Here is an 18,598-nt window from a genome sequence, read left to right on the forward strand (position 1 = left end):
CGCACCGCGGGGCTCCCGACCCCGCAGTCGTGCTCCAGGCATCCTCGCATCCGCCACCGACAACACGCCCGGGAGTGATCAGTAAGTGATCTTGAAAGGTCGGCTGTGGCCCCAAAAGTGCGGCATGACCGGTTCCCGGACCCCCGCGGCAACCATCCGCCCGGCGCCGGCGTCTTCCCCGGTGGCCCCTGTGCGCGCGAAACCGCGACCTCCGTGCGAGGAGAACGGAGAGCGCACAGCGAGGAGTCAATGCGGTGCAGAGGGTATACATCCGGGGATTGCGGACAAACGGGCAACCTTCCCGACCCGGCCGGCCTCGCCCGTACAGCCTCTAGAGTGGGCCGGAAACTCCGGGGGTACCCGGGCACCACGACCAGCAGGGAGCGCATGACGTGCGGCCGGTAGGCAGCAAGTACCTGCTCGAGGAGCCGCTGGGACGCGGCGCCACGGGCACCGTCTGGCGCGCCAGCCAGCGCGAGGCGGCGGGCGCCGAGGCGGCCGTGGCCGGCCGGCCCGGCGAGACCGTGGCGATCAAGGTCCTCAAGGAGGAACTGGCCAACGACGCGGATGTGGTGATGCGGTTCCTGCGGGAACGCTCCGTCCTGTTGCGGCTGACCCACCCCAACATCGTGCGCACCCGCGACCTCGTCGTCGAGGGCGACCTCCTCGCCCTCGTGATGGACCTGGTCGACGGCCCCGACCTGCACCGCTACCTGCGCGACAACGGCCCGCTCACCCCGGTCGCCGCCGCCCTGCTCACCGCGCAGATCGCGGACGCGCTCGCCGCCAGCCACGCCGACGGGGTGGTCCACCGCGACCTCAAGCCCGCCAACGTGCTGCTCTCCGACCCCGACGGCGCGATGCACCCGATGCTCACCGACTTCGGGATCGCGCGCCTCGCCGACTCGCCGGGCCTGACCAGGACCCACGAGTTCGTCGGCACACCCGCCTACGTGGCACCGGAGTCCGCCGAGGGCCGCCCGCAGACCTCCGCCGTCGACATCTACGGCGCCGGCATCCTGCTGTACGAGCTGGTCACCGGCCGCCCGCCGTTCGCCGGCGGCACCGCGCTCGAAGTCCTGCACCGGCACCTCAGCGAGGAGCCCCGCCGGCCCGGCACCGTCCCCGAGCCCCTGTGGACGGTCATAGAGCGCTGCCTGAGCAAGGACCCCGACCGGCGGCCCAGCGCGGAGAACCTCGCGCGCGGGCTGCGTACCGTCGCCGCCGGCATCGGCGTCCACGCGAACGCCGCTCAGATCGCCGCCGCCGACGGGGTGGGCGCCCTGCTCGCGCCGGACCCGGCGCCCACCGCCGTGCCCGAGGTCCCCGGCGCCGCCGACCCGACCCAGGTGCTGCCGAGCAACGCGGGCTCGTACGACCCCAACGGGGCCACCAGCGTCCTGCCGCACAGCGGGGGCCCCGGCGCCGGACAGGCCGACCCGACCGCCGTCCTGCCGCCCGTGCCGCCGCGCCCCGACAGCGACCCGCGTCCCGAGGACCCGCACCCCTGGCAGTCCCAGCTCCGGGCCGCCCGCGACCGCAACGAGCAGACGCAGGTGCAGTACCTCGACCCGAGCGAGGACCCGCTGCGCCGCCGCCCGCAGCGCCGGCAGCAGCCCCCGCAGCAGCCGCGCGACGCGCAGCAGTACCAGCAGCCCCAGCAGCAGTACCAGCAACGGCCCCAGCGACAGCAGCAGTACCAGCCGCAACCGCAGCAGCAGTACCAGCCGCAGCGCCAGCAGTACCAGCCCCAGCCGCAGCAGCAGGCGTACGCGCCGCCGCAGCAGCCCCAGCAGCCGGCGCAGCGCGCGCCCCGCGAGCCGCGGCGCAGTTCCAACCCGATGAAGATCCCGGGGCTCGGCTGCCTCAAGGGCTGCCTGTTCACGCTGGTTCTGCTCTTCGTGGCCAGCTGGCTGATCTGGGAACTCACCCCGTTGAAGGACTGGATCGGTACGGGCCAGAGCTACTGGCACGCGATCACCGACGCCTTCTCCACCGTGAAGGACTGGATGTCGAAGCTCGGCAGCGGCAACTGACCGAGGCGTCCGCCACGGCCGGCCGGGACCACCGGCCGGCCGGACAACTCTGTAGCTATATCGACTTCCGCGGACCAATTCCGAGGCATTTCGCCCACAGAAGCGAAGGTTGGCGCCAACCGCGGCACGCGGGCCCCCGATCGCCGCGTAACTTTGTCGACCGGGGGGTTGTTGGGTCCATCGCCAGCCGCTGAGGGAGCAGTCTTGGCACGGAAAATCGGCAGCCGGTACACCGCCCACCAGATACTGGGGCGCGGCAGCGCCGGCACGGTGTGGCTCGGGGACGGCCCCGAGGGCCCCGTGGCCATCAAGCTGCTCCGCGAGGACCTGGCGTCCGACCAGGAGCTCGTCGGCCGGTTCGTCCAGGAGCGCACCGCGCTGCTCGGGCTCGACCACCCGCACGTCGTCGCCGTCCGCGACCTCGTGGTGGACGGCAACGACCTCGCCCTCGTCATGGACCTGGTCCGGGGCACCGACCTGCGCACCCGGCTCGACCGCGAACGCCGGCTGGCCCCCGAGGCCGCCGTCGCCGTCGTCGCGGACGTCGCCGACGGGCTCGCCGCCGCGCACGCCGCCGGGATCGTCCACCGCGACGTCAAGCCCGAGAACATCCTGCTCGACATGGAGGGGCCGCTCGGTCCCGGCAACGCCCACCCCGCGCTGCTCACCGACTTCGGCGTCGCCAAGCTCATCGACACCCCGCGCCGGACCCGCACCACCAAGATCATCGGTACGCCGGACTACCTGGCCCCCGAGATCGTCGAGGGCCTGCCGCCCCGCGCCGCCGTCGACATCTACGCCCTGGCCACGGTCCTCTACGAGCTCCTCGCGGGCTTCACGCCCTTCGGCGGCGGGCACCCCGGCGCCGTCCTGCGCCGCCACGTCACCGAGACCGTGGTCCCGCTCCCCGGCATCCCCGACGAGCTGTGGCAGCTGCTCGTCCAGTGCCTGGCCAAGGCCCCCGCCTCCCGGCTGCGCGCCTCCGAGCTGGCCGCCCGGCTGCGCGAGCAGCTGCCGCACCTGGCCGGCATCCCGCCCCTGGACGTGGACGAGCCGGACGAGGAGCCGGAGGCCCCGCAGGGCTACGACGAGCAGCAGTACACCCCGGCCGGCGACGAGCCCCGCAGGCGCGGCGCGGTCCCCCTGGTGCCCGGCTCGTCCCCGGACTCCAACCGCGACACCCACACGAGCATGCGCGTCCCGGCCCCCGACGAGCTGTCCGGCGGCCCCCGAGGCACCGCCCGGGCCCCGCGCGCACCCGGCAAGCCCCGCCCCGGCTCGGCCCGCAACAAGTCGGCGGCCGTCCGCAAGCGCCGGCTGACGCTGGGCGCCGCGGCCCTGGTGCTGGTCGCCGGCATCGGCGTGGGCGGCTGGTTCGCGTTCGGCGGCGACGACGGTGACCCCGGCCCCCAGGACACGCAGAACTCCGCCCCGGCACAGCCCTAGGACTTGTCCGGCGGGAGGCGATCCGGCGGCCCGAGGAACGTACGGGCCGACAGCCGTTACGCTGGACCCGTGGCAGTCGTCGATATTTCCGAAGAGCTGAAGTCCCTCTCCTCGACCATGGGGTCGATCGAGGCCGTCCTGGACCTGGATGCGCTGAGGGGGGACATCGCCGTACTCGAGGAGCAGGCGGCCGCCCCGTCCCTGTGGGACGACCCGGAGGCGGCGCAGAAGATCACCAGCAAGCTTTCCCACCTCCAGGCCGAGGTCCGCAAGGCCGAGGCCCTGCGCGGCCGGATCGACGACCTCGAAGTCCTCTTCGAGCTCGCCGAGGCCGAGGGCGACGCCGACGCGCACGCCGAGGCCGAGGCCGAGCTGGAGTCCGTCCGCAAGGCACTGGACGAGATGGAGGTCCGCACGCTCCTCTCCGGCGAGTACGACGCCCGCGAGGCGCTGGTCACCATCCGCGCCGAGGCCGGCGGCGTCGACGCGGCGGACTTCGCCGAGCGCCTCCAGCGGATGTACTTGCGCTGGGCCGAGCGGCACAACTACAAGACCGAGGTCTACGAGACCGCGTACGCGGAAGAGGCCGGCATCAAGTCGACCACCTTCGCCGTCGAGGTGCCGTACGCCTACGGCACGCTCTCCGTCGAGCAGGGCACCCACCGCCTGGTGCGCGTCTCGCCGTTCGACAACCAGGGCCGCCGCCAGACCTCCTTCGCGGGTGTCGAGGTGCTGCCCGTGGTCGAGCAGACCGACCACGTGGAGATCGACGAGTCCGACCTGCGCGTCGACGTGTACCGCTCCTCGGGCCCCGGCGGCCAGGGCGTCAACACCACGGACTCCGCGGTGCGCCTGACCCACCTGCCGACCGGCATCGTCGTCTCCTGCCAGAACGAGCGCTCGCAGATCCAGAACAAGGCGTCCGCGATGAACGTCCTCCAGGCGAAGCTGCTCGAACGCCGCCGCCAGGAGGAGCAGGCCAGGATGAACGCCCTGAAGGGCGACGGCGGCAACTCCTGGGGCAACCAGATGCGCTCCTACGTCCTGCACCCGTACCAGATGGTCAAGGACCTGCGTACGGAGTTCGAGATGGGCAACCCGGAAGCGGTCTTCAACGGCGAGATCGACGGCTTCATCGAGGCCGGCATCCGCTGGCGCAAGCAGAGCGAGAAGTAGTCCGGACCGCCGCGTCCGGGAGCGGGTCGGTGGCCGACGCGCTCCCGGATGTGGCGGATCCGTCACAGTCGCGGCCCTGAATGGCCGTCAAATCCCCCTGTACTCGGGCACATCGCCCCGCAACGGCCTTGACGTTCTCCTTAACCCGGGCAAGGCTGCTGGTGCAGCGTGTGTCTCCGGGGCGGTTGTGAGTGGGGGCGGGCCGTTCGGCCGCGGTACGACGACGCGGGCCGGGACCCGGAGCGAACCCCGCCGGTCGATCACCCCGTAGGCCGCTGCTCCATCGACGAGAACGGCTACTGGGGGTAGCAGTACATGACGAAGAAGACGCGCGTACGCGTCGCGCGGATAGCGGCCGGCGCGGTCATCGCCGCGGGTGCCTCGCTGACCGCGGCCGGGGTCGCACAGGCGTCCGGGGTCGATGTCAAGGTCGCGGGCGTGGAGATCGGCGCGCAGAGCGTCGGCGAGCAGGGTGACGACGGCGAGCCGTGCAACCCGGCGGACCCGCGCTGCGAAGAGCCGGGTGACCCGGGGACGGATCCGGGTACCGACCCCGGTACGGACCCGGGCACTGACCCCGGGACCGATCCGGGTACGGACCCTGGGACGGACCCGGGCACCGACCCTGGGACGGACCCGGGCACTGACCCTGGGACGGACCCGGGTACCGACCCGGGTACTGACCCTGGGACCGACCCCGGAACGGACCCGGGCACCGACCCCGGCACGGACCCTGGGACCGACCCGGGCACCGACCCCGGAACGGACCCGGGTACCGACCCCGGCACGGACCCTGGGACCGACCCGGGCACCGACCCCGGAACGGACCCGGGTACCGACCCCGGGACCGACCCGTCGAACCCGGCCCCGTCCACCGGCGGCGGTGACGACAGCACTCCCGCCGGCCAGATCGGCGCCTCGGGCGGTGGCGGCAACACCGACACCGACTCGGTCGGCAACCAGCCGGTCGAGCAGGGCAAGGGCAAGGACGAGCTGGCCGAGACCGGTGCGGCCGAGACCACGTTCCTGCTGATCGGCGCCGCGACGATGATCGCCGGAGGCATCGGCTTCCGCATCCTGCCGCGCCTGGTGGGCAACCGCACGGCCGTCTGAGGCCGCTGCGCGCAGTGACGAGAGGGGCCCGGACCGCGATCGGCGGTCCGGGCCCCTCCCCGTGCTCCCGTACGGGCGTGCGGCGGGGTGCTACACGGTCTGGTGGGCCAGCAGGGCCAAGGCGGCCAGGAGGACCACCAGCAGGGCGGCCAGCATGGCAGGGCTCAGCCCGGCGAAGGCGCCCTGCTCCTGCTCCCGCATCCGCTCGCGGCTCGCCCGGCACACGGGGCAGCGGCCCTCGGTGACGGGCGCCGCGCAGTTCGCGCACACCAGTCGGTCGTAGGTCATGCGCCTTCCTCCTCCCGCGCGGCGGAGCCGCACAAGCCATCTCTCCGCACAACGCTCACGGAAACGCGACCGTTCCCCTACCACTGTGCCAGCTCGCCGCCCGTTCGGCCCGCCCCCCCGGTCACGGCCGGGCCCTTTCCCCGCCGCACCGCCCGTGAATCGGGGCCGTTTCACCGTAAATCACCCATCCCGGTACGCGTGCCTGCACGGCTCAGCCCGGTTCGCGTATGGTCACGCTCACCTACTCCCGGCCGACCGTGGTGCATCCGTGATTCGATTCGACAACGTCTCCAAGACCTACCCGAAGCAGAGCCGTCCCGCTCTCCGGGATGTGTCGCTCGACATCGAGAAGGGCGAGTTCGTCTTCCTGGTGGGCTCCTCCGGCTCCGGCAAGTCCACCTTCATGCGGCTCATCCTGCGCGAGGAGCGCGCCAGCACCGGGGCCGTCCACGTCCTGGGCAAGGACCTCGCGCGCATGTCCAACTGGAAGGTGCCGCACATGCGCCGCCAGCTGGGCACCGTCTTCCAGGACTTCCGCCTGCTGCCCAACAAGACCGTCGCGCAGAACGTGGCGTTCGCCCAGGAAGTGATCGGCAAGCCGCGCGGCGAGATCCGCAAGGCCGTGCCCCAGGTCCTCGACCTCGTCGGACTCGGCGGCAAGGAGGACCGGATGCCCGGCGAGCTCTCCGGTGGTGAGCAGCAGCGCGTGGCGATCGCGCGGGCCTTCGTCAACCGGCCCATGCTGCTGATCGCGGACGAGCCGACCGGCAACCTCGACCCGCAGACCTCCGTCGGCATCATGAAGCTGCTGGACCGGATCAACCGGACCGGCACCACCGTGATCATGGCGACCCACGACCAGAACATCGTCGACCAGATGCGCAAGCGCGTCATCGAGCTCGAGAAGGGCCGTCTCGTGCGCGACCAGGCGCGCGGCGTCTACGGCTACCAGCACTGAGCACCCAGCACTGAAAGGACGCCATGCGCGCCCAGTTCGTCCTGTCGGAGATCGGCGTCGGCCTCCGTCGCAACCTCACGATGACCTTCGCCGTCGTCGTCTCCGTCGCCCTCTCGCTCGCCCTGTTCGGCGGCGCGCTGCTCATGCGCGAGCAGGTCAGCACGATGAAGGACTACTGGTACGACAAGGTCAACGTCTCCATCTACCTCTGCGGCAAGGGCGACGCGGAGACGGTGGTCCAGTGCGCCAAGGGTGCGGTCACCGCCCAGCAGAAGAAGGACATCGAGAGCGATCTCGGCAAGATGGACGTCGTGGAGAAGGTGATCTACGAGTCCTCCGACCAGGCGTACAAGCACTACCAGGAGGAGTTCGGCGACTCCCCGATGGCCGGCAACATCACGCCGGACCAGATGCCCGAGTCCTTCCGGGTCAAGCTCAAGGACCCCACCAAGTACAAGGTCGTCGCCACCGCCTTCGCCGGGCGGGACGGGGTGCAGTCGGTCCAGGACCAGAGAAGCATCCTGGACAACCTCTTCGGCCTGATGAACGGCATGAACGTCGCCGCGCTCTTCGTGATGGCGCTGATGCTGATCATCGCGTTGATGCTGATCGTCAACACCGTGCGCGTGTCCGCGTTCAGCCGGCGCCGGGAGACCGGGATCATGCGGCTCGTCGGCGCCTCCGGCTTCTACATCCAGGCGCCGTTCATCATGGAGGCCGCCTTTGCCGGTCTCATCGGCGGTGTGCTCGCCTGCGTCATGCTGCTGGCAGGGCGCTACTTCCTGATCGACGGCGGTCTCGCCCTCAAGGACAAGCTGAACCTGATCGACTTCATCGGCTGGGACGCGGTCCTCACGAAGCTGCCGCTGGTGCTGGCGATCGGCCTGCTGATGCCCGCCGTTGCCGCTCTCTTCGCACTGCGCAAGTACCTGAAGGTGTGATGTGCGCCCCGTGGGGCGCACACTCAACCTTCCCTGCGCCTCCGGGGTGTTGTCCTAGAATCGGCGCCATGTCGGACCCCGAATGTCGCGTCGGTCCCCGCGGTCTGCGCCGCGGGGCGGCCCTGACGCTGGTCTTCGCCGGCGTCCTCGCCACCGGGGCCGCGACGGGCGCGCTGCCGCACGGGCAGAAGCAGCAACCGGTGCACACCCGGTCCGTCGCCGCCACCGCCGACGGCGACGAGGTGGCCGCGGCCGCCGCCGACGCTGTGGCGGACGGCAAGTCCGGTACGGAGGCGGCCGAGGAGGTCGTCAGCCGCAGCGGCGACCGCTGGGGCGCCGTGTACGACGAGCGCGAGTACCAGGAGTTCGAGCAGGCCCTCGACGGCACGTACACCGGTGTCGGCCTCGCCGCCCGCCGGTCCGCCGACGGTCAGGTCGCCGTCTCCCGCGTCCAGCCCGGCAGCCCGGCCGACCGCGCGGGCATCCGCTCCGGCGACCTGCTCCGCACCGTGGACGGCCGACGCGTGGACCGGCTGCCGGTCTCCGACGTGGTGGCCCTGCTCCGCGGCGACCGCACCCGCGCCAAGGCGGGCAGCGCGGTAAGCCTCGGCGTACGGCGGGGGAGCGCGATCCGGACCGAGACGCTGCGCCGTGCCCGGCTCGCCGTCGAGTCGGTGACCGTGCGGCGGATCGGGGCGGAGCGCTCCGGCCCGTCCGGCGCGGTGCTGATCGAGGTCGGCTCGTTCACCAAGGGCTCCGGGGCCGCCGTGCGCGACGCGGTCGAGGGGGCACCGGCGGGCGCCGGGGTGCTCCTGGACCTGCGCGGCAACCCGGGCGGCCTGGTCACCGAGGCGGTCACCGCGGCCTCGGCCTTCCTGGACGGCGGCCTGGTCGCCACGTACGACGTGCACGGCGAGCAGCACGCCCTGTACGCGCGGTCCGGCGGCGACACCGAGCGCCCCGTCGTGGTCCTCGTCGACGGGGGCACGATGAGCGCGGCCGAGCTGGTGACGGGAGCGCTGCAGGACCGGGGCCGGGCGGTCACGGTCGGCTCGCAGACCTTCGGCAAGGGCTCCGTGCAGATGCCCAGCAAGCTCGCGGGCGGTTCGGTGGCCGAGCTCACCGTGGGCCACTACCGCACACCGGCGGGCCACGGGGTCGACGGCAAGGGCATCACCCCGGACCTCGCGGTCAGCTCCGGGGCCGAGGAACGGGCCGAGACGGTATTGAGTGGCCTCGGGGGCGGGTCGTAGTGCGAAAATGGCCGCACTATGGCTAAGGAAAAGGACACCGGGCGCAAGCTCATCGCGCAGAACAAGAAGGCGCGCCACGACTACACCATCCTCGACACCTACGAGTGCGGGCTCGTGCTCATGGGTACCGAGGTCAAATCGCTGCGCATGGGCCGGGCGTCCCTGGTCGACGGCTTCGTCCAGATCGACGGCGGCGAGGCGTGGCTGCACAACATCCACGTCCCGGAGTACGTCCAGGGCACCTGGACCAACCACTCCGCCAAGCGCAAGCGCAAGCTGCTGATGCACCGGGCCGAGATCGACAAGCTGGAGTCGAAGTCACAGGAGACGGGGCACACCATCGTGCCGCTCTCGCTGTACTTCCTGAACGGCCGGGTCAAGGCCGAGATCGCGCTCGCGAAGGGCAAGAAGGAGTACGACAAGCGCCAGACGCTGCGCGAGAAGCAGGACACCAGGGAGACGAACCGCGCCGTCGCGGCGGCCCGCCGCCGCCAGCGGAGCGCCTGATCCGGGGCCCGGCACCCGCCGCCGGGCCCTCCGGCGGGAATACGCTGGCATCGTCGTGCGTTGGTCACGTACGATGGCAACGCACCCCACGGAGGGTGTGGCACCACCTTGAAAAATCAACATGGGGATGATCGGTTTCGACAGCGGATGTCGAAGCAGGGGAAGCGAGTCGAGGAAGCGGCAATGATCTCGTAAACCATATGTCGCAACCAATAATCGCCAATTCCAAGCGCGATTCCTCCGCCTTCGCCCTCGCTGCCTAATTAGCAGCTAAGCGAAGACTCTGCGGAGTGTCAGCCCGGGGGTGATCCCGACCCGGATCCTGGCATCATCAAGGGATCTAAACTTCTGAGTCCGGTCACGGGTCTCAGAAGGAAATCAAACAGTGACTGGGCCTGTCGGAGGCTTGTCCGCGTGACCTCCGAGGCCGAGAAAAGCGTAGCGGACTGCACTCGGAGAAGCCCTGGTTCCGCACCGTTGGACGCGGGTTCGATTCCCGCCATCTCCACAATTCCCATGTGAGCGAGGACCCCGCTGCCACCGGCAGCGGGGTCCTCGCTTTTGTGCGTCCGGTGCCCCGGGGGAGGGCGCGAAGGGGCGCGCGCCCGGCGTGCGCCCCCCGCCCGCGCTCCTGACGCTCACCCCCAGGGGCCAGTAGCCGCAGCACGGTTGAAAAACAGATGTATCTCTCATGAGGAACAACACCTTCCGGTGGGTCCGGACTCCCCCGGCGTGCGCTACATTCATGGCCCGGGTGCACTGTGGTAGGGGGCGCGTGGACAGGGTGGGGGCCCGTCCGGCGGCACACGACCGGTCAGTTGCGCGCACCCGATCCTGAGTGGGGGAAGTGCGTACACCAGTGGAAACTTGGCGTGAAGGTGCCCATGCGGGCCACACACACGAGCCGAACGAAGTCACCATCCAGCTGGACGGAATCGGACGGCAGCTCTCCGAGCTGCTGCCGGAACCAACGGCTCCGGACGGCTCCGACGGCCCCGTCTTCGTCGACGAGAGCGGCCGGCGCGGCAAGACGCTGCGACGGCTCGGCTGGGTCCTGGCCGCGGTCTTCGTCTGCTACGCGGTGACCCTGGTCGTCGCCGTGATGGGCGGCAACTCCAGCGCCCCCTTCCTCCCCCTGACCGGTCAGGAGCAGCAGGAGCCGGCCACCACCGGAAACGACGGCGGCGGCACACCGGCAGGTGCGGCGACCGCCTCCGTGCCGGCCGCCGACGCCGGGGAACCGGATGCCGGCACCGATTCGACGGCTCCGGACGCCGGGCTTCCCGCCGGTGACTCCCCGGACCCCGCGCAAGGACAAGAAGGCGTCAACTAGATGACCACCCCTGCCCCCAGGGGCAGGCGCAACACCCACAGGAAGAAGCAGACCCGCCGGCGCAGACTTCCCATGCGCTACATGCTGCCGCTCCTGTTTCTCGTTGCCCTGCTCGCCATGCTGATGCTGCGTGGCTACGTGCACAGCGAAATCCTGGCCGACCACCGCATCCGGCCCCCCGTCGCCACCGACCGGGTGCCCGAGCAGGTGCTGGACGGCGGGCCGGTCATCGACGCCCGGTCCACCACCGGGCCCGCGAAGACCCTGCGCATCCCGGACCACCGGATCGTGCTGACCTTCGACGACGGCCCGGACCCGGTGTGGACGCCGAAGGTGCTGGACGAGCTCAAGAAGTACGACGCCCACGGAGTCTTCTTCGTCACCGGCACCATGGCCTCGCGCTACCCGGACCTCGTCGAGCGCATGGTGAGGGAGGGGCACGAGGTCGGGCTGCACACCTTCAACCACCCCGATCTCTCCTACCAGTCCACCAGCCGCATCGACTGGGAGCTGTCCCAGAACCAGCTGGTGCTGGCCGGTGCGGCCGGCATCCGCACCTCGCTGTTCCGGCCGCCGTACTCCTCGTTCGCCGACGCCATGGACAACAAGTCCTGGCCGGTCACCCAGTACATCGGCAGCCGCGGCTACCTCACCGTCGTCAACAACACCGACAGCGAGGACTGGAAGCGGCCGGGCGTCCGGGCGATCATCGAGCGGGCCACGCCCAAGCACGGCAAGGGCGCGATCATCCTGATGCACGACTCCGGAGGCGACCGGTCCCAGACCGTCACCGCCCTGGGGAAGTTCCTGCCGAAGATGCAGAAGCAGGGCTACAGCTTCGCCAACCTCACCGACGCCCTCGGCGCCCCCAGCGCGCACACCCCGGTCACCGGATTCGACCTGTGGAAGGGCAAGGCGTTCGTCTACGCCGTCGGCGTCTCGGAGCACATCACCGACGTGATGGTGGCCGGCCTCGCCGTCATCGGGGTACTGGTCTTCGCCCGCTTCGGGCTGATGCTCGTGCTGTCCTTCGTGCACGCCCGCCGGGTGCGCGGGCGCGGCTTCCGCTGGGGCGAGCCCGTCACCCGCACGGTGACCGTCCTGGTTCCCGCGTACAACGAGAAGAAGTGCATCGCGAACACGGTGCGTTCGCTACTGGCAAGTGACTATCCGGTCGAAGTCATCGTGATCGACGACGGCTCCACGGACGGCACCGCGGACATCGTCCAGCGGATGCGGCTGCCCAACGTCCGGGTCGTGCGCCAGCGCAACGCGGGCAAGCCCGCCGCCCTGAACAACGGCATCGCGCACGCCCGCAACGACATCATCGTGATGATGGACGGCGACACGGTCTTCGAGCCGTCCACCGTCCGCGAGCTGGTCCAGGCCTTCGGCGACCCGCGCGTCGGGGCCGTCGCCGGCAACGCCAAGGTCGGCAACCGCGACTCGCTCATCGGCGCCTGGCAGCACATCGAGTACGTGATGGGCTTCAACCTCGACCGCCGCATGTACGACGTGCTGCGCTGCATGCCCACCATCCCCGGCGCGGTCGGGGCCTTCCGGCGCGAGGCGCTGGAGCGGGTCGGCGGCATCAGCGAGGACACCCTCGCCGAGGACACCGACGTCACGATGGCCCTGCACCGGGACGGCTGGCGCGTCGTCTACGCGGAGAACGCCCGCGCCTGGACCGAGGCGCCGGAAACCGTGCAGCAGCTCTGGTCGCAGCGCTACCGGTGGTCGTACGGCACCATGCAGGCCATCTGGAAGCACCGCCGGGCCGTCATCGAGGGCGGGGCGTCGGGCCGGTTCGGGCGCGTCGGGCTGCCGTTCGTCTCGCTGTTCATGGTCGTCGCCCCGCTGCTCGCCCCGCTCATCGACGTCTTCCTGCTGTACGGGCTCGTGTTCGGGCCCACCGAGAAGACCGTCGGTGCTTGGCTCGGCGTCCTCGCGGTGCAGCTCGTGTGCGCGGCGTACGCCTTCCGGCTCGACCGGGAACGCATGACCCATCTGCTCTCGCTGCCGCTCCAGCAGGTCCTGTACCGGCAGCTGATGTACGTGGTGCTGCTCCAGTCGTGGATCACCGCTCTCACCGGCGGCCGGCTGCGCTGGCAGAAGTTGCGCCGCACCGGGGTCGTGGAGGCGCCCGGATCGATGCCCACCCAGCGCGGGCGCGCCCAGGACCGGAGGCCCGTCGCATGACGCACCCACAGCAGTCGTACGGGGAGCCGCACGCGGACGAGCGGACCATGGCGCTGCGCGTGGTGCTGCCCGCCCCCACCGGGCTCGCCCCGGCCGACGAGCCGGCCCTCGCCCCGGCCGACGAGCCGGCCCCCGCCCCGGCCAAGGCGGGCCGGGACCGCTACCTGGACCTGCTGCGCGCCGTCGCGCTGGTCCGGGTCGTCGTCTTCCACCTCTTCGGCTGGGCCTGGCTCACCGTCGTGTTCCCGTCCATGGGCGTCATGTTCGCCCTGGCCGGATCGCTGATGGCCCGGTCGCTGGCCCGGCCCGCGTGGGGCGTCATCCGCTCCCGGGTGCGCAGGCTGCTGCCGCCGATGTGGGCGTTCTGCGCCGTCGTCGTCCCCATGGTCTTCCTGCTCGGCTGGAAGCCGGTGCGCGAGGAGGGCATCTGGTGGTTCCTCAAGCTGGGCTGCTACATCCTGCCGATCGGCACACCGCCCTTCCCGTGGGAGAACGGCTCCGAGGGCGGCTGGCTGGAGACCTCGTGGGCCGAGCAGGGGATCGGACCGCTCTGGTACATCCGCGCCTACCTGTGGTTCGTGCTGGCCTCCCCGCTGCTGCTGAAGGCGTTCCGGAAGCTGCCGTGGGTGACCCTGCTCGCCCCGATCGGGCTCACCGCCGTCATCGGCACCGGCCTGGTCACCGTGGAGGGCTCGGCCGGTGAGGGCCTGGTCGACTTCGCGGTGTTCGGCTCCTGCTGGATCCTCGGCTTCGCCCACAACGACGGGCTGCTGAAGACGGTCCCGCGCTACCTCGCGGTCTCGCTCGCCGCGATGCTGATGGCCTTCGCGCTGTGGTGGGGCGCCCACCACCTCACCGAGGAGGGCTGGAACCTCGACGAGATCCCGCTCGCCCAGGCCACCTGGTCGCTCGGGTTCTGCATGATCCTGCTCCAGTACGCCCCCTCCTGGCGGGAGCTGCCGGGCCGGCTGGCGGGCTGGGACACCCTGGTCACCCTCGCCAACAACCGGGCGGTGACCATCTACCTGTGGCACAACATGCTGCTGATGGCCACCTTCCCGATCATCGACCTGCTGTGGGACGTGCCCTGGGTCGGCGACCACCTCGGCACGTACATCGACCGGGCGGACAACGCCCTGGCGCTGATCATCGTCTGGCCGCTGATCGGGCTGATGATCCTCGCCGTCGGCTGGGTCGAGGACCTCGCCGCCAAGCGGCGCCCGAGGCTCTGGCCCAACGGCGCCGCCCGCGCCCGGGGCTGACCGCGCTGCTCACCGGGCCCGCCCCGGCCCGGTGAGAGCAAGGTTGCCCACAGGTCACCTCGCGGCACGGCGCCGAAACGCGCGCTTCCTAGGTTCGGGACAACACCCCGACCCACCCGTGGAGGCGCGTGATGGCAGGCCGTTGGATCGAGCACTGGGACCCGGAGGACGAGACCTTCTGGCGGGAGACGGGCGAGCGGACCGCCCGCCGCAACCTGTGGTTCTCCGTCCTCTCCGAGCACATCGGCTTCTCCATCTGGACCCTGTGGTCCGTGATGGTGCTCTTCATGGGGCCCGAGTACGGGATCGACCCGGCCGGGAAGTTCTTCCTCATCTCCACCGCGACCCTCGTCGGCGCCGTCGTCCGGGTGCCGTACACCTTCGCGGTGGCCCGGTTCGGTGGCCGGAACTGGACGGTGTTCAGCGCGCTCACCCTGCTCGTGCCGACGATCGCCGCCCTCGTGGTGATGGAGCCCGGCACCTCGTACGGCACCTTCCTCGCGGTGTCCGCGCTGACCGGCATCGGCGGCGGGAACTTCGCCTCGTCGATGACGAACATCAACGCCTTCTTCCCGCTGCGCAGGAAGGGCTGGGCGCTCGGGCTCAACGCGGGCGGCGGCAACATCGGCGTGCCCGTCGTGCAGCTGGCCGGGCTGCTGGTGATCGGGACGGCCGGGGCCACGCACCCCAGGATCGTGCTCGCCGCGTACATCCCGCTGATCCTGCTCGCCGCCGGGTGCGCGGCGCTCTTCATGGACAACCTGGCGCCCGTGCGCAACGACACCGGGGCGGCGAAGGAGGCCGTGCGCGACCGCCACACCTGGATCATGGCCGCCCTCTACGTCGGCACCTTCGGCTCCTTCATCGGCTACAGCTTCGCCTTCGGGCTCGTCCTCCAGACCCAGTTCGGCCGCACCCCGCTCCAGGCCGCCTCGCTCACCTTCATCGGCCCGCTGCTCGGCTCACTGATCCGGCCGGCCGGAGGATGGCTCGCCGACCGGTACGGCGGGGCCCGCATCACCCTCGTCAACTTCGCGGCCATGGCCGCCGCGACCGGTGTCGTCGTCTACGCCTCCCGGATCGCCTCGCTGGGCGTGTTCCTCGTCGGCTTCACCGCCCTGTTCGCCCTGTCGGGCCTCGGCAACGGATCGACGTACAAGATGATCCCGGGCATCTTCCACGCCCAGGCCGTCGCCCGCGGGCTGCGCGGCGAGGAGGCGGCGGCCCGGGGACGGCGGATCTCCGGGGCGGCGATGGGGCTGATCGGCGCGGTCGGGGCGCTCGGCGGGCTCGCCATCAACCTCGCCTTCCGGCAGTCCTTCCAGACCTCCGGCACGGGAACGGCGGCCTTCTGGTCCTTCCTCGCCTACTACGCCGTGTGCTCCGCGCTCACCTGGGCGGTATACCTTCGTCGTGCCGCGGCCGTCCCGGCGAAGCCGCAGCTCAGCTACGCGGAGGTGTGAGCACGTACGGCGCGGGCGGGTGACGTAACGAGCGGGAAATACGGCTGAACCGGGTCTGTCACGCGGCGTTGGCAGGCTCGGTCCTCCGCACCAACGAGCAGCAGCGGGACGAGAGCCGGGTAGACCTCATGCACGACGCACAGCACGACGACGCACAGCACGGGCCCCTCGCGGGCTTCACGGTCGGTGTCACCGCCGCGCGCCGGGCGGAGGAGCTGGGCACCCTGCTGCGGCGCCGGGGCGCCACCGTGGTGCACGCCCCCGCCCTGCGGATCGTGCCGCTCGCCGACGACGGCGAACTGCTCGCCGCGACCGAGCAGCTGATCGCCGAGACGCCCGACGTGGTCGTCGCCACCACCGCGATCGGCTTCCGGGGCTGGATCGAGGCGGCCGACGGCTGGGGCATCGGCGACCGGCTCCTCGCCGCCCTGCGCGGGGTCGAACTCCTGGCGCGCGGCCCCAAGGTGAAGGGCGCCGTGCGCGCCGCCGGCCTCTCCGAAGCCTGGTCCCCGGCCTCCGAGTCCATGGCCGAGGTGCTGGAACGGCTCCTGGAGCAAGGCGTACGGGGCCGCCGCGTCGCACTCCAGCTGCACGGCGAGCCCCTCCCCGGCTTCGTGGAGTCGCTGCGCGAGGCCGGCGCCGAGGTGGTCGCCGTCCCCGTCTACCGCTGGATGCCGCCGGAGGACATCGCGCCCCTCGACCGGATCCTCGACCTGACCGCCGCCCGCGCCCTGGACGCGCTCACCTTCACCAGCGCCCCGGCGGCGGCCTCGCTGCTCGGCCGCGCCGAGGAACGCGGGCTGCTGACCGAGGTCGTCACGGCGCTGCGCGGTGACGTCGTACCGGCCTGCGTCGGCCCGGTCACCGCCGTGCCGTTGCAGGCCCGGGGCATCGACACCGTCCAGCCGGAACGCTTCCGGCTCGGCCCGCTCGTCCAGCTCATCTGCCGCGAACTGCCCGCCCGCGCCCGTACGCTGCCCGTCGCCGGACACCGCGTCGAGATCCGGGGCCACGCCGTCCTGGTCGACGACGAGCTGCGCGCCGTCCCGCCCGCCGGGATGGCCCTGCTGCACACCCTGGCCCGGCGCCCCGGCTGGGTGGTCTCCCGCGCCGACCTGCTGCGCGCCCTGCCCGGCAGCGGTACGGACGAGCACGCGGTCGAGACGGCCATGGCCCGGCTCCGCACCGCCCTCGGAGCCCCCCGGCTCATCCAGACGGTGGTCAAGCGCGGCTACCGGCTGGCGCTGGACCCGTCGGCGGACGAGAAGTACGGGGGCTCCTGAGGAGGGACCGGGTACGCGCCGGGTCCTCCCGTACGCCGGCGCGCGACCACGTACGGGGCGCGCAGCAGCAGTGCCAGGGCGGCGGTGCACAGGACGGCGCGCACCGTGTTCCACGCGTTCCAGGCGTCCTCGAACCGGTCCCGCACGGCGGCCGGGTCCGCGAGGTGCGCGGGATCACCGGCGTCCGCGAGGGCGTTGTTCAGCGGCACGTTGACGCCCGAGGTGAGCAGGAACGCCAGCGTGTACAGGACGAGCGCGGCGACGATCCAGCCGCGCGGCCCCGGCGAGCGGCGGTGCTGCCAGGCGGCGACGGCGGTCAGTATCAGGGCGCCGAAGAAGCCGGCGAAGAAGACCGGGTTCTCGATGACGTCGTTGATGTTCTGCATGACCTCGACGAAGGTCCGGTCGTCGCTGCGTCCGAGCGCGGGCATCACCGCGGACGAGAAGATGAAGAAGGTGCCGGCCATCAGCCCCGTGGTGACGGCGGCGGCGCCGAGAACGAAGCGGTGGGAGGCGGGAGTCGGCCGGTCGTCGGCCCGGTTGGTGGTCATGGATCCAGTGAAGCGGTGCGGCCCGACGGGTTCCATCGTCCAGGCGCGCATCCGCCTACGCGAGCGTCCACGGCCGGGGCGGGCCGGATAGCGTGCGGGCATGATCGATGACCCCCACCCGCTCGGCGCCGGAATACGGCTCCGCCCCACCGTCCCGGCCGACGCGGCCTCCCGGGCCGCCGCCCTGACCCGCAGCCGTGCGTACATGAAGCAGTGGGAGCCCGAGCGCCCCGACTCCTTCTACACCGAGCAGGGCCAGCGCGAGCGCCTGGCCGCGCTGCTCGCGGACCGGGAGGCGGGGCGCGTGATGCCCTGGGTGCTGGCCGATGCCGAGGACCGGGTGGTGGGCGGGTTCGACCTCAACGCCATCGTCCTCGGCCCGTTCCGCAGCGCCGTCCTCGGCTACTGGGTGGACGTGGACTTCGCGGGCCGCGGGCTGGCCACGGCCGCGGTGCGCACGATCTGCGACCTCGCGCGGAACGAGCTGCGGCTGCACCGGATCGAGGCCGGCACGGCCCTGCACAACGCGGCTTCGCAGCGGGTCCTCGCCAAGTGCGGGTTCGAGGAGTTCGGCATGGCGCCGCGCTTCCTCCACATCGACGGTGAGTGGCGTGACCACCGCCTCTTCCAGCGCATCCTGCACGACGGCCCGGTGACCGGCGCCGAGGACTGAGCCCCTGGGGGCCTGCGCCGTAGGCGTGTGACGGCGGCCCGCGCGCGGCTGCAGCGGGGACACGGCAGCACCTCGGTGAGCGGTTGGCCCGCCTCCTCGGCCACCGTCACGCAATC

The 18,598-nt window shown here is 71.6% G+C and carries 16 protein-coding genes and 1 other RNA gene; 15 read left to right on the plus strand and 2 right to left on the minus strand.

All coding sequences use genetic code 11. The features are described 5' to 3' along the window. The first annotated feature begins 392 nt into the window (after positions 1 to 392). The 4 genes from BLW14_RS19940 to BLW14_RS19955 all read left to right on the plus strand — a co-directional run bounded on the left by BLW14_RS19940 (position 393) and on the right by BLW14_RS19955 (position 5,771). The gene (locus BLW14_RS19940; RefSeq protein ID WP_093708596.1) at positions 393 to 2,036 is read left to right on the plus strand and encodes a serine/threonine-protein kinase; all 1,644 of its coding nucleotides are present in this window, start codon (positions 393 to 395) and stop codon (positions 2,034 to 2,036) included. Between the two features lie 204 nt (positions 2,037 to 2,240). Continuing rightward, positions 2,241 to 3,482: a protein kinase domain-containing protein gene (locus tag BLW14_RS19945; protein WP_093708597.1), complete on the plus strand. Its 1,242-nt coding sequence runs from the start codon at positions 2,241 to 2,243 to the stop codon at positions 3,480 to 3,482. A 69-nt stretch (positions 3,483 to 3,551) separates the two neighbouring features. Then, on the plus strand, positions 3,552 to 4,658 hold the full coding sequence (gene prfB, locus BLW14_RS19950; protein ID WP_093708598.1) for a peptide chain release factor 2: 1,107 nt from the start codon (positions 3,552 to 3,554) through the stop codon (positions 4,656 to 4,658). A 315-nt stretch (positions 4,659 to 4,973) separates the two neighbouring features. After that, positions 4,974 to 5,771, plus strand: coding sequence for an LPXTG cell wall anchor domain-containing protein (locus BLW14_RS19955; RefSeq protein WP_093708599.1), 798 nt, complete (start codon positions 4,974 to 4,976; stop codon positions 5,769 to 5,771). A 90-nt stretch (positions 5,772 to 5,861) separates the two neighbouring features. Here the strand turns inward: BLW14_RS19955 and BLW14_RS19960 are convergent, their stop codons facing one another. Next, on the minus strand, positions 5,862 to 6,059 hold the full coding sequence (locus BLW14_RS19960; RefSeq protein WP_018517887.1) for a hypothetical protein: 198 nt from the start codon (positions 6,057 to 6,059) through the stop codon (positions 5,862 to 5,864). Positions 6,060 to 6,327: 268 nt separating this feature from the next. Between BLW14_RS19960 and ftsE the strand changes: the two genes are divergently transcribed. From ftsE to BLW14_RS20010, 10 genes are all read left to right on the plus strand, one after another. Next, on the plus strand, positions 6,328 to 7,017 hold the full coding sequence (gene ftsE / locus BLW14_RS19965; RefSeq protein ID WP_026242629.1) for a cell division ATP-binding protein FtsE: 690 nt from the start codon (positions 6,328 to 6,330) through the stop codon (positions 7,015 to 7,017). Positions 7,018 to 7,040: 23 nt separating this feature from the next. Beyond that, on the plus strand, positions 7,041 to 7,958 hold the full coding sequence (ftsX, locus tag BLW14_RS19970; protein WP_018517889.1) for a permease-like cell division protein FtsX: 918 nt from the start codon (positions 7,041 to 7,043) through the stop codon (positions 7,956 to 7,958). A 68-nt stretch (positions 7,959 to 8,026) separates the two neighbouring features. Continuing rightward, positions 8,027 to 9,211 carry a S41 family peptidase gene (locus tag BLW14_RS19975; RefSeq protein ID WP_093708600.1) on the plus strand — a complete coding sequence of 395 codons (1,185 nt, stop codon included), beginning with the start codon at positions 8,027 to 8,029 and terminating at the stop codon, positions 9,209 to 9,211. An 18-nt stretch (positions 9,212 to 9,229) separates the two neighbouring features. Beyond that, positions 9,230 to 9,718: an SsrA-binding protein SmpB gene (smpB, locus tag BLW14_RS19980; protein ID WP_093708601.1), complete on the plus strand. Its 489-nt coding sequence runs from the start codon at positions 9,230 to 9,232 to the stop codon at positions 9,716 to 9,718. Positions 9,719 to 9,841: 123 nt separating this feature from the next. Then, positions 9,842 to 10,229, plus strand: a transfer-messenger RNA (tmRNA) gene (gene ssrA / locus BLW14_RS19985). A gap of 348 nt (positions 10,230 to 10,577) precedes the next feature. Continuing rightward, positions 10,578 to 11,051 carry a hypothetical protein gene (locus tag BLW14_RS35760; RefSeq protein ID WP_093708602.1) on the plus strand — a complete coding sequence of 158 codons (474 nt, stop codon included), beginning with the start codon at positions 10,578 to 10,580 and terminating at the stop codon, positions 11,049 to 11,051. A gap of 72 nt (positions 11,052 to 11,123) precedes the next feature. Then, entirely contained in the window at positions 11,124 to 13,250 is a 2,127-nt protein-coding gene (locus BLW14_RS19995) for a bifunctional polysaccharide deacetylase/glycosyltransferase family 2 protein (RefSeq protein WP_371128128.1), read from the plus strand. After that, positions 13,247 to 14,512, plus strand: coding sequence for an acyltransferase family protein (locus tag BLW14_RS20000; RefSeq protein ID WP_093708604.1), 1,266 nt, complete (start codon positions 13,247 to 13,249; stop codon positions 14,510 to 14,512). Before BLW14_RS19995 ends, BLW14_RS20000 begins: the two co-directional genes overlap by 4 nt. A gap of 131 nt (positions 14,513 to 14,643) precedes the next feature. Further along, entirely contained in the window at positions 14,644 to 15,975 is a 1,332-nt protein-coding gene (locus BLW14_RS20005; protein WP_093708605.1) for a nitrate/nitrite transporter, read from the plus strand. A 128-nt stretch (positions 15,976 to 16,103) separates the two neighbouring features. Beyond that, positions 16,104 to 17,258, plus strand: a complete 1,155-nt coding sequence (locus BLW14_RS20010) for a uroporphyrinogen-III synthase (protein ID WP_093710789.1) — start codon at positions 16,104 to 16,106, stop codon at positions 17,256 to 17,258. On the opposite strand, the gene BLW14_RS20015 is transcribed toward BLW14_RS20010, so the two are convergent. After that, positions 17,207 to 17,809: an anthrone oxygenase family protein gene (locus tag BLW14_RS20015; RefSeq protein ID WP_093708606.1), complete on the minus strand. Its 603-nt coding sequence runs from the start codon at positions 17,807 to 17,809 to the stop codon at positions 17,207 to 17,209. The genes BLW14_RS20010 and BLW14_RS20015 overlap by 52 nt on opposite strands. Before the next feature lie 100 nt (positions 17,810 to 17,909). Here BLW14_RS20015 and BLW14_RS20020 point away from each other — a divergent pair, with 100 nt between their 5' ends. Further along, a complete protein-coding gene (locus BLW14_RS20020; RefSeq protein ID WP_093708607.1) occupies positions 17,910 to 18,482 on the plus strand; it encodes a GNAT family N-acetyltransferase in 573 nt (190 codons plus the stop codon). Positions 18,483 to 18,598: the final 116 nt, after the last annotated feature.

This window comes from Streptomyces sp. 2131.1 (genome assembly GCF_900105515.1).
GTDB lineage: Bacteria > Actinomycetota > Actinomycetes > Streptomycetales > Streptomycetaceae > Streptomyces > Streptomyces drozdowiczii.

What these genes read in the sequence shown, in the direction of transcription:
- BLW14_RS20020 (WP_093708607.1), top strand. Translation starts at nt 17,910, where the DNA reads ATGATCGATGACCCCCACCCGCTCGGCGCCGGAATACGGCTCCGCCCC.
- BLW14_RS19975 (WP_093708600.1), top strand. Translation starts at nt 8,027, where the DNA reads ATGTCGGACCCCGAATGTCGCGTCGGTCCCCGCGGTCTGCGCCGCGGG.
- BLW14_RS20010 (WP_093710789.1), top strand. Translation starts at nt 16,104, where the DNA reads ATGCACGACGCACAGCACGACGACGCACAGCACGGGCCCCTCGCGGGC.
- BLW14_RS19960 (WP_018517887.1), bottom strand. Translation starts at nt 6,059, where the DNA reads ATGACCTACGACCGACTGGTGTGCGCGAACTGCGCGGCGCCCGTCACC.
- smpB (WP_093708601.1), top strand. Translation starts at nt 9,230, where the DNA reads ATGGCTAAGGAAAAGGACACCGGGCGCAAGCTCATCGCGCAGAACAAG.
- BLW14_RS20000 (WP_093708604.1), top strand. Translation starts at nt 13,247, where the DNA reads ATGACGCACCCACAGCAGTCGTACGGGGAGCCGCACGCGGACGAGCGG.
- BLW14_RS19995 (WP_371128128.1), top strand. Translation starts at nt 11,124, where the DNA reads ATGCGCTACATGCTGCCGCTCCTGTTTCTCGTTGCCCTGCTCGCCATG.
- BLW14_RS20015 (WP_093708606.1), bottom strand. Translation starts at nt 17,809, where the DNA reads ATGACCACCAACCGGGCCGACGACCGGCCGACTCCCGCCTCCCACCGC.
- BLW14_RS19955 (WP_093708599.1), top strand. Translation starts at nt 4,974, where the DNA reads ATGACGAAGAAGACGCGCGTACGCGTCGCGCGGATAGCGGCCGGCGCG.
- ftsX (WP_018517889.1), top strand. Translation starts at nt 7,041, where the DNA reads ATGCGCGCCCAGTTCGTCCTGTCGGAGATCGGCGTCGGCCTCCGTCGC.
- BLW14_RS20005 (WP_093708605.1), top strand. Translation starts at nt 14,644, where the DNA reads ATGGCAGGCCGTTGGATCGAGCACTGGGACCCGGAGGACGAGACCTTC.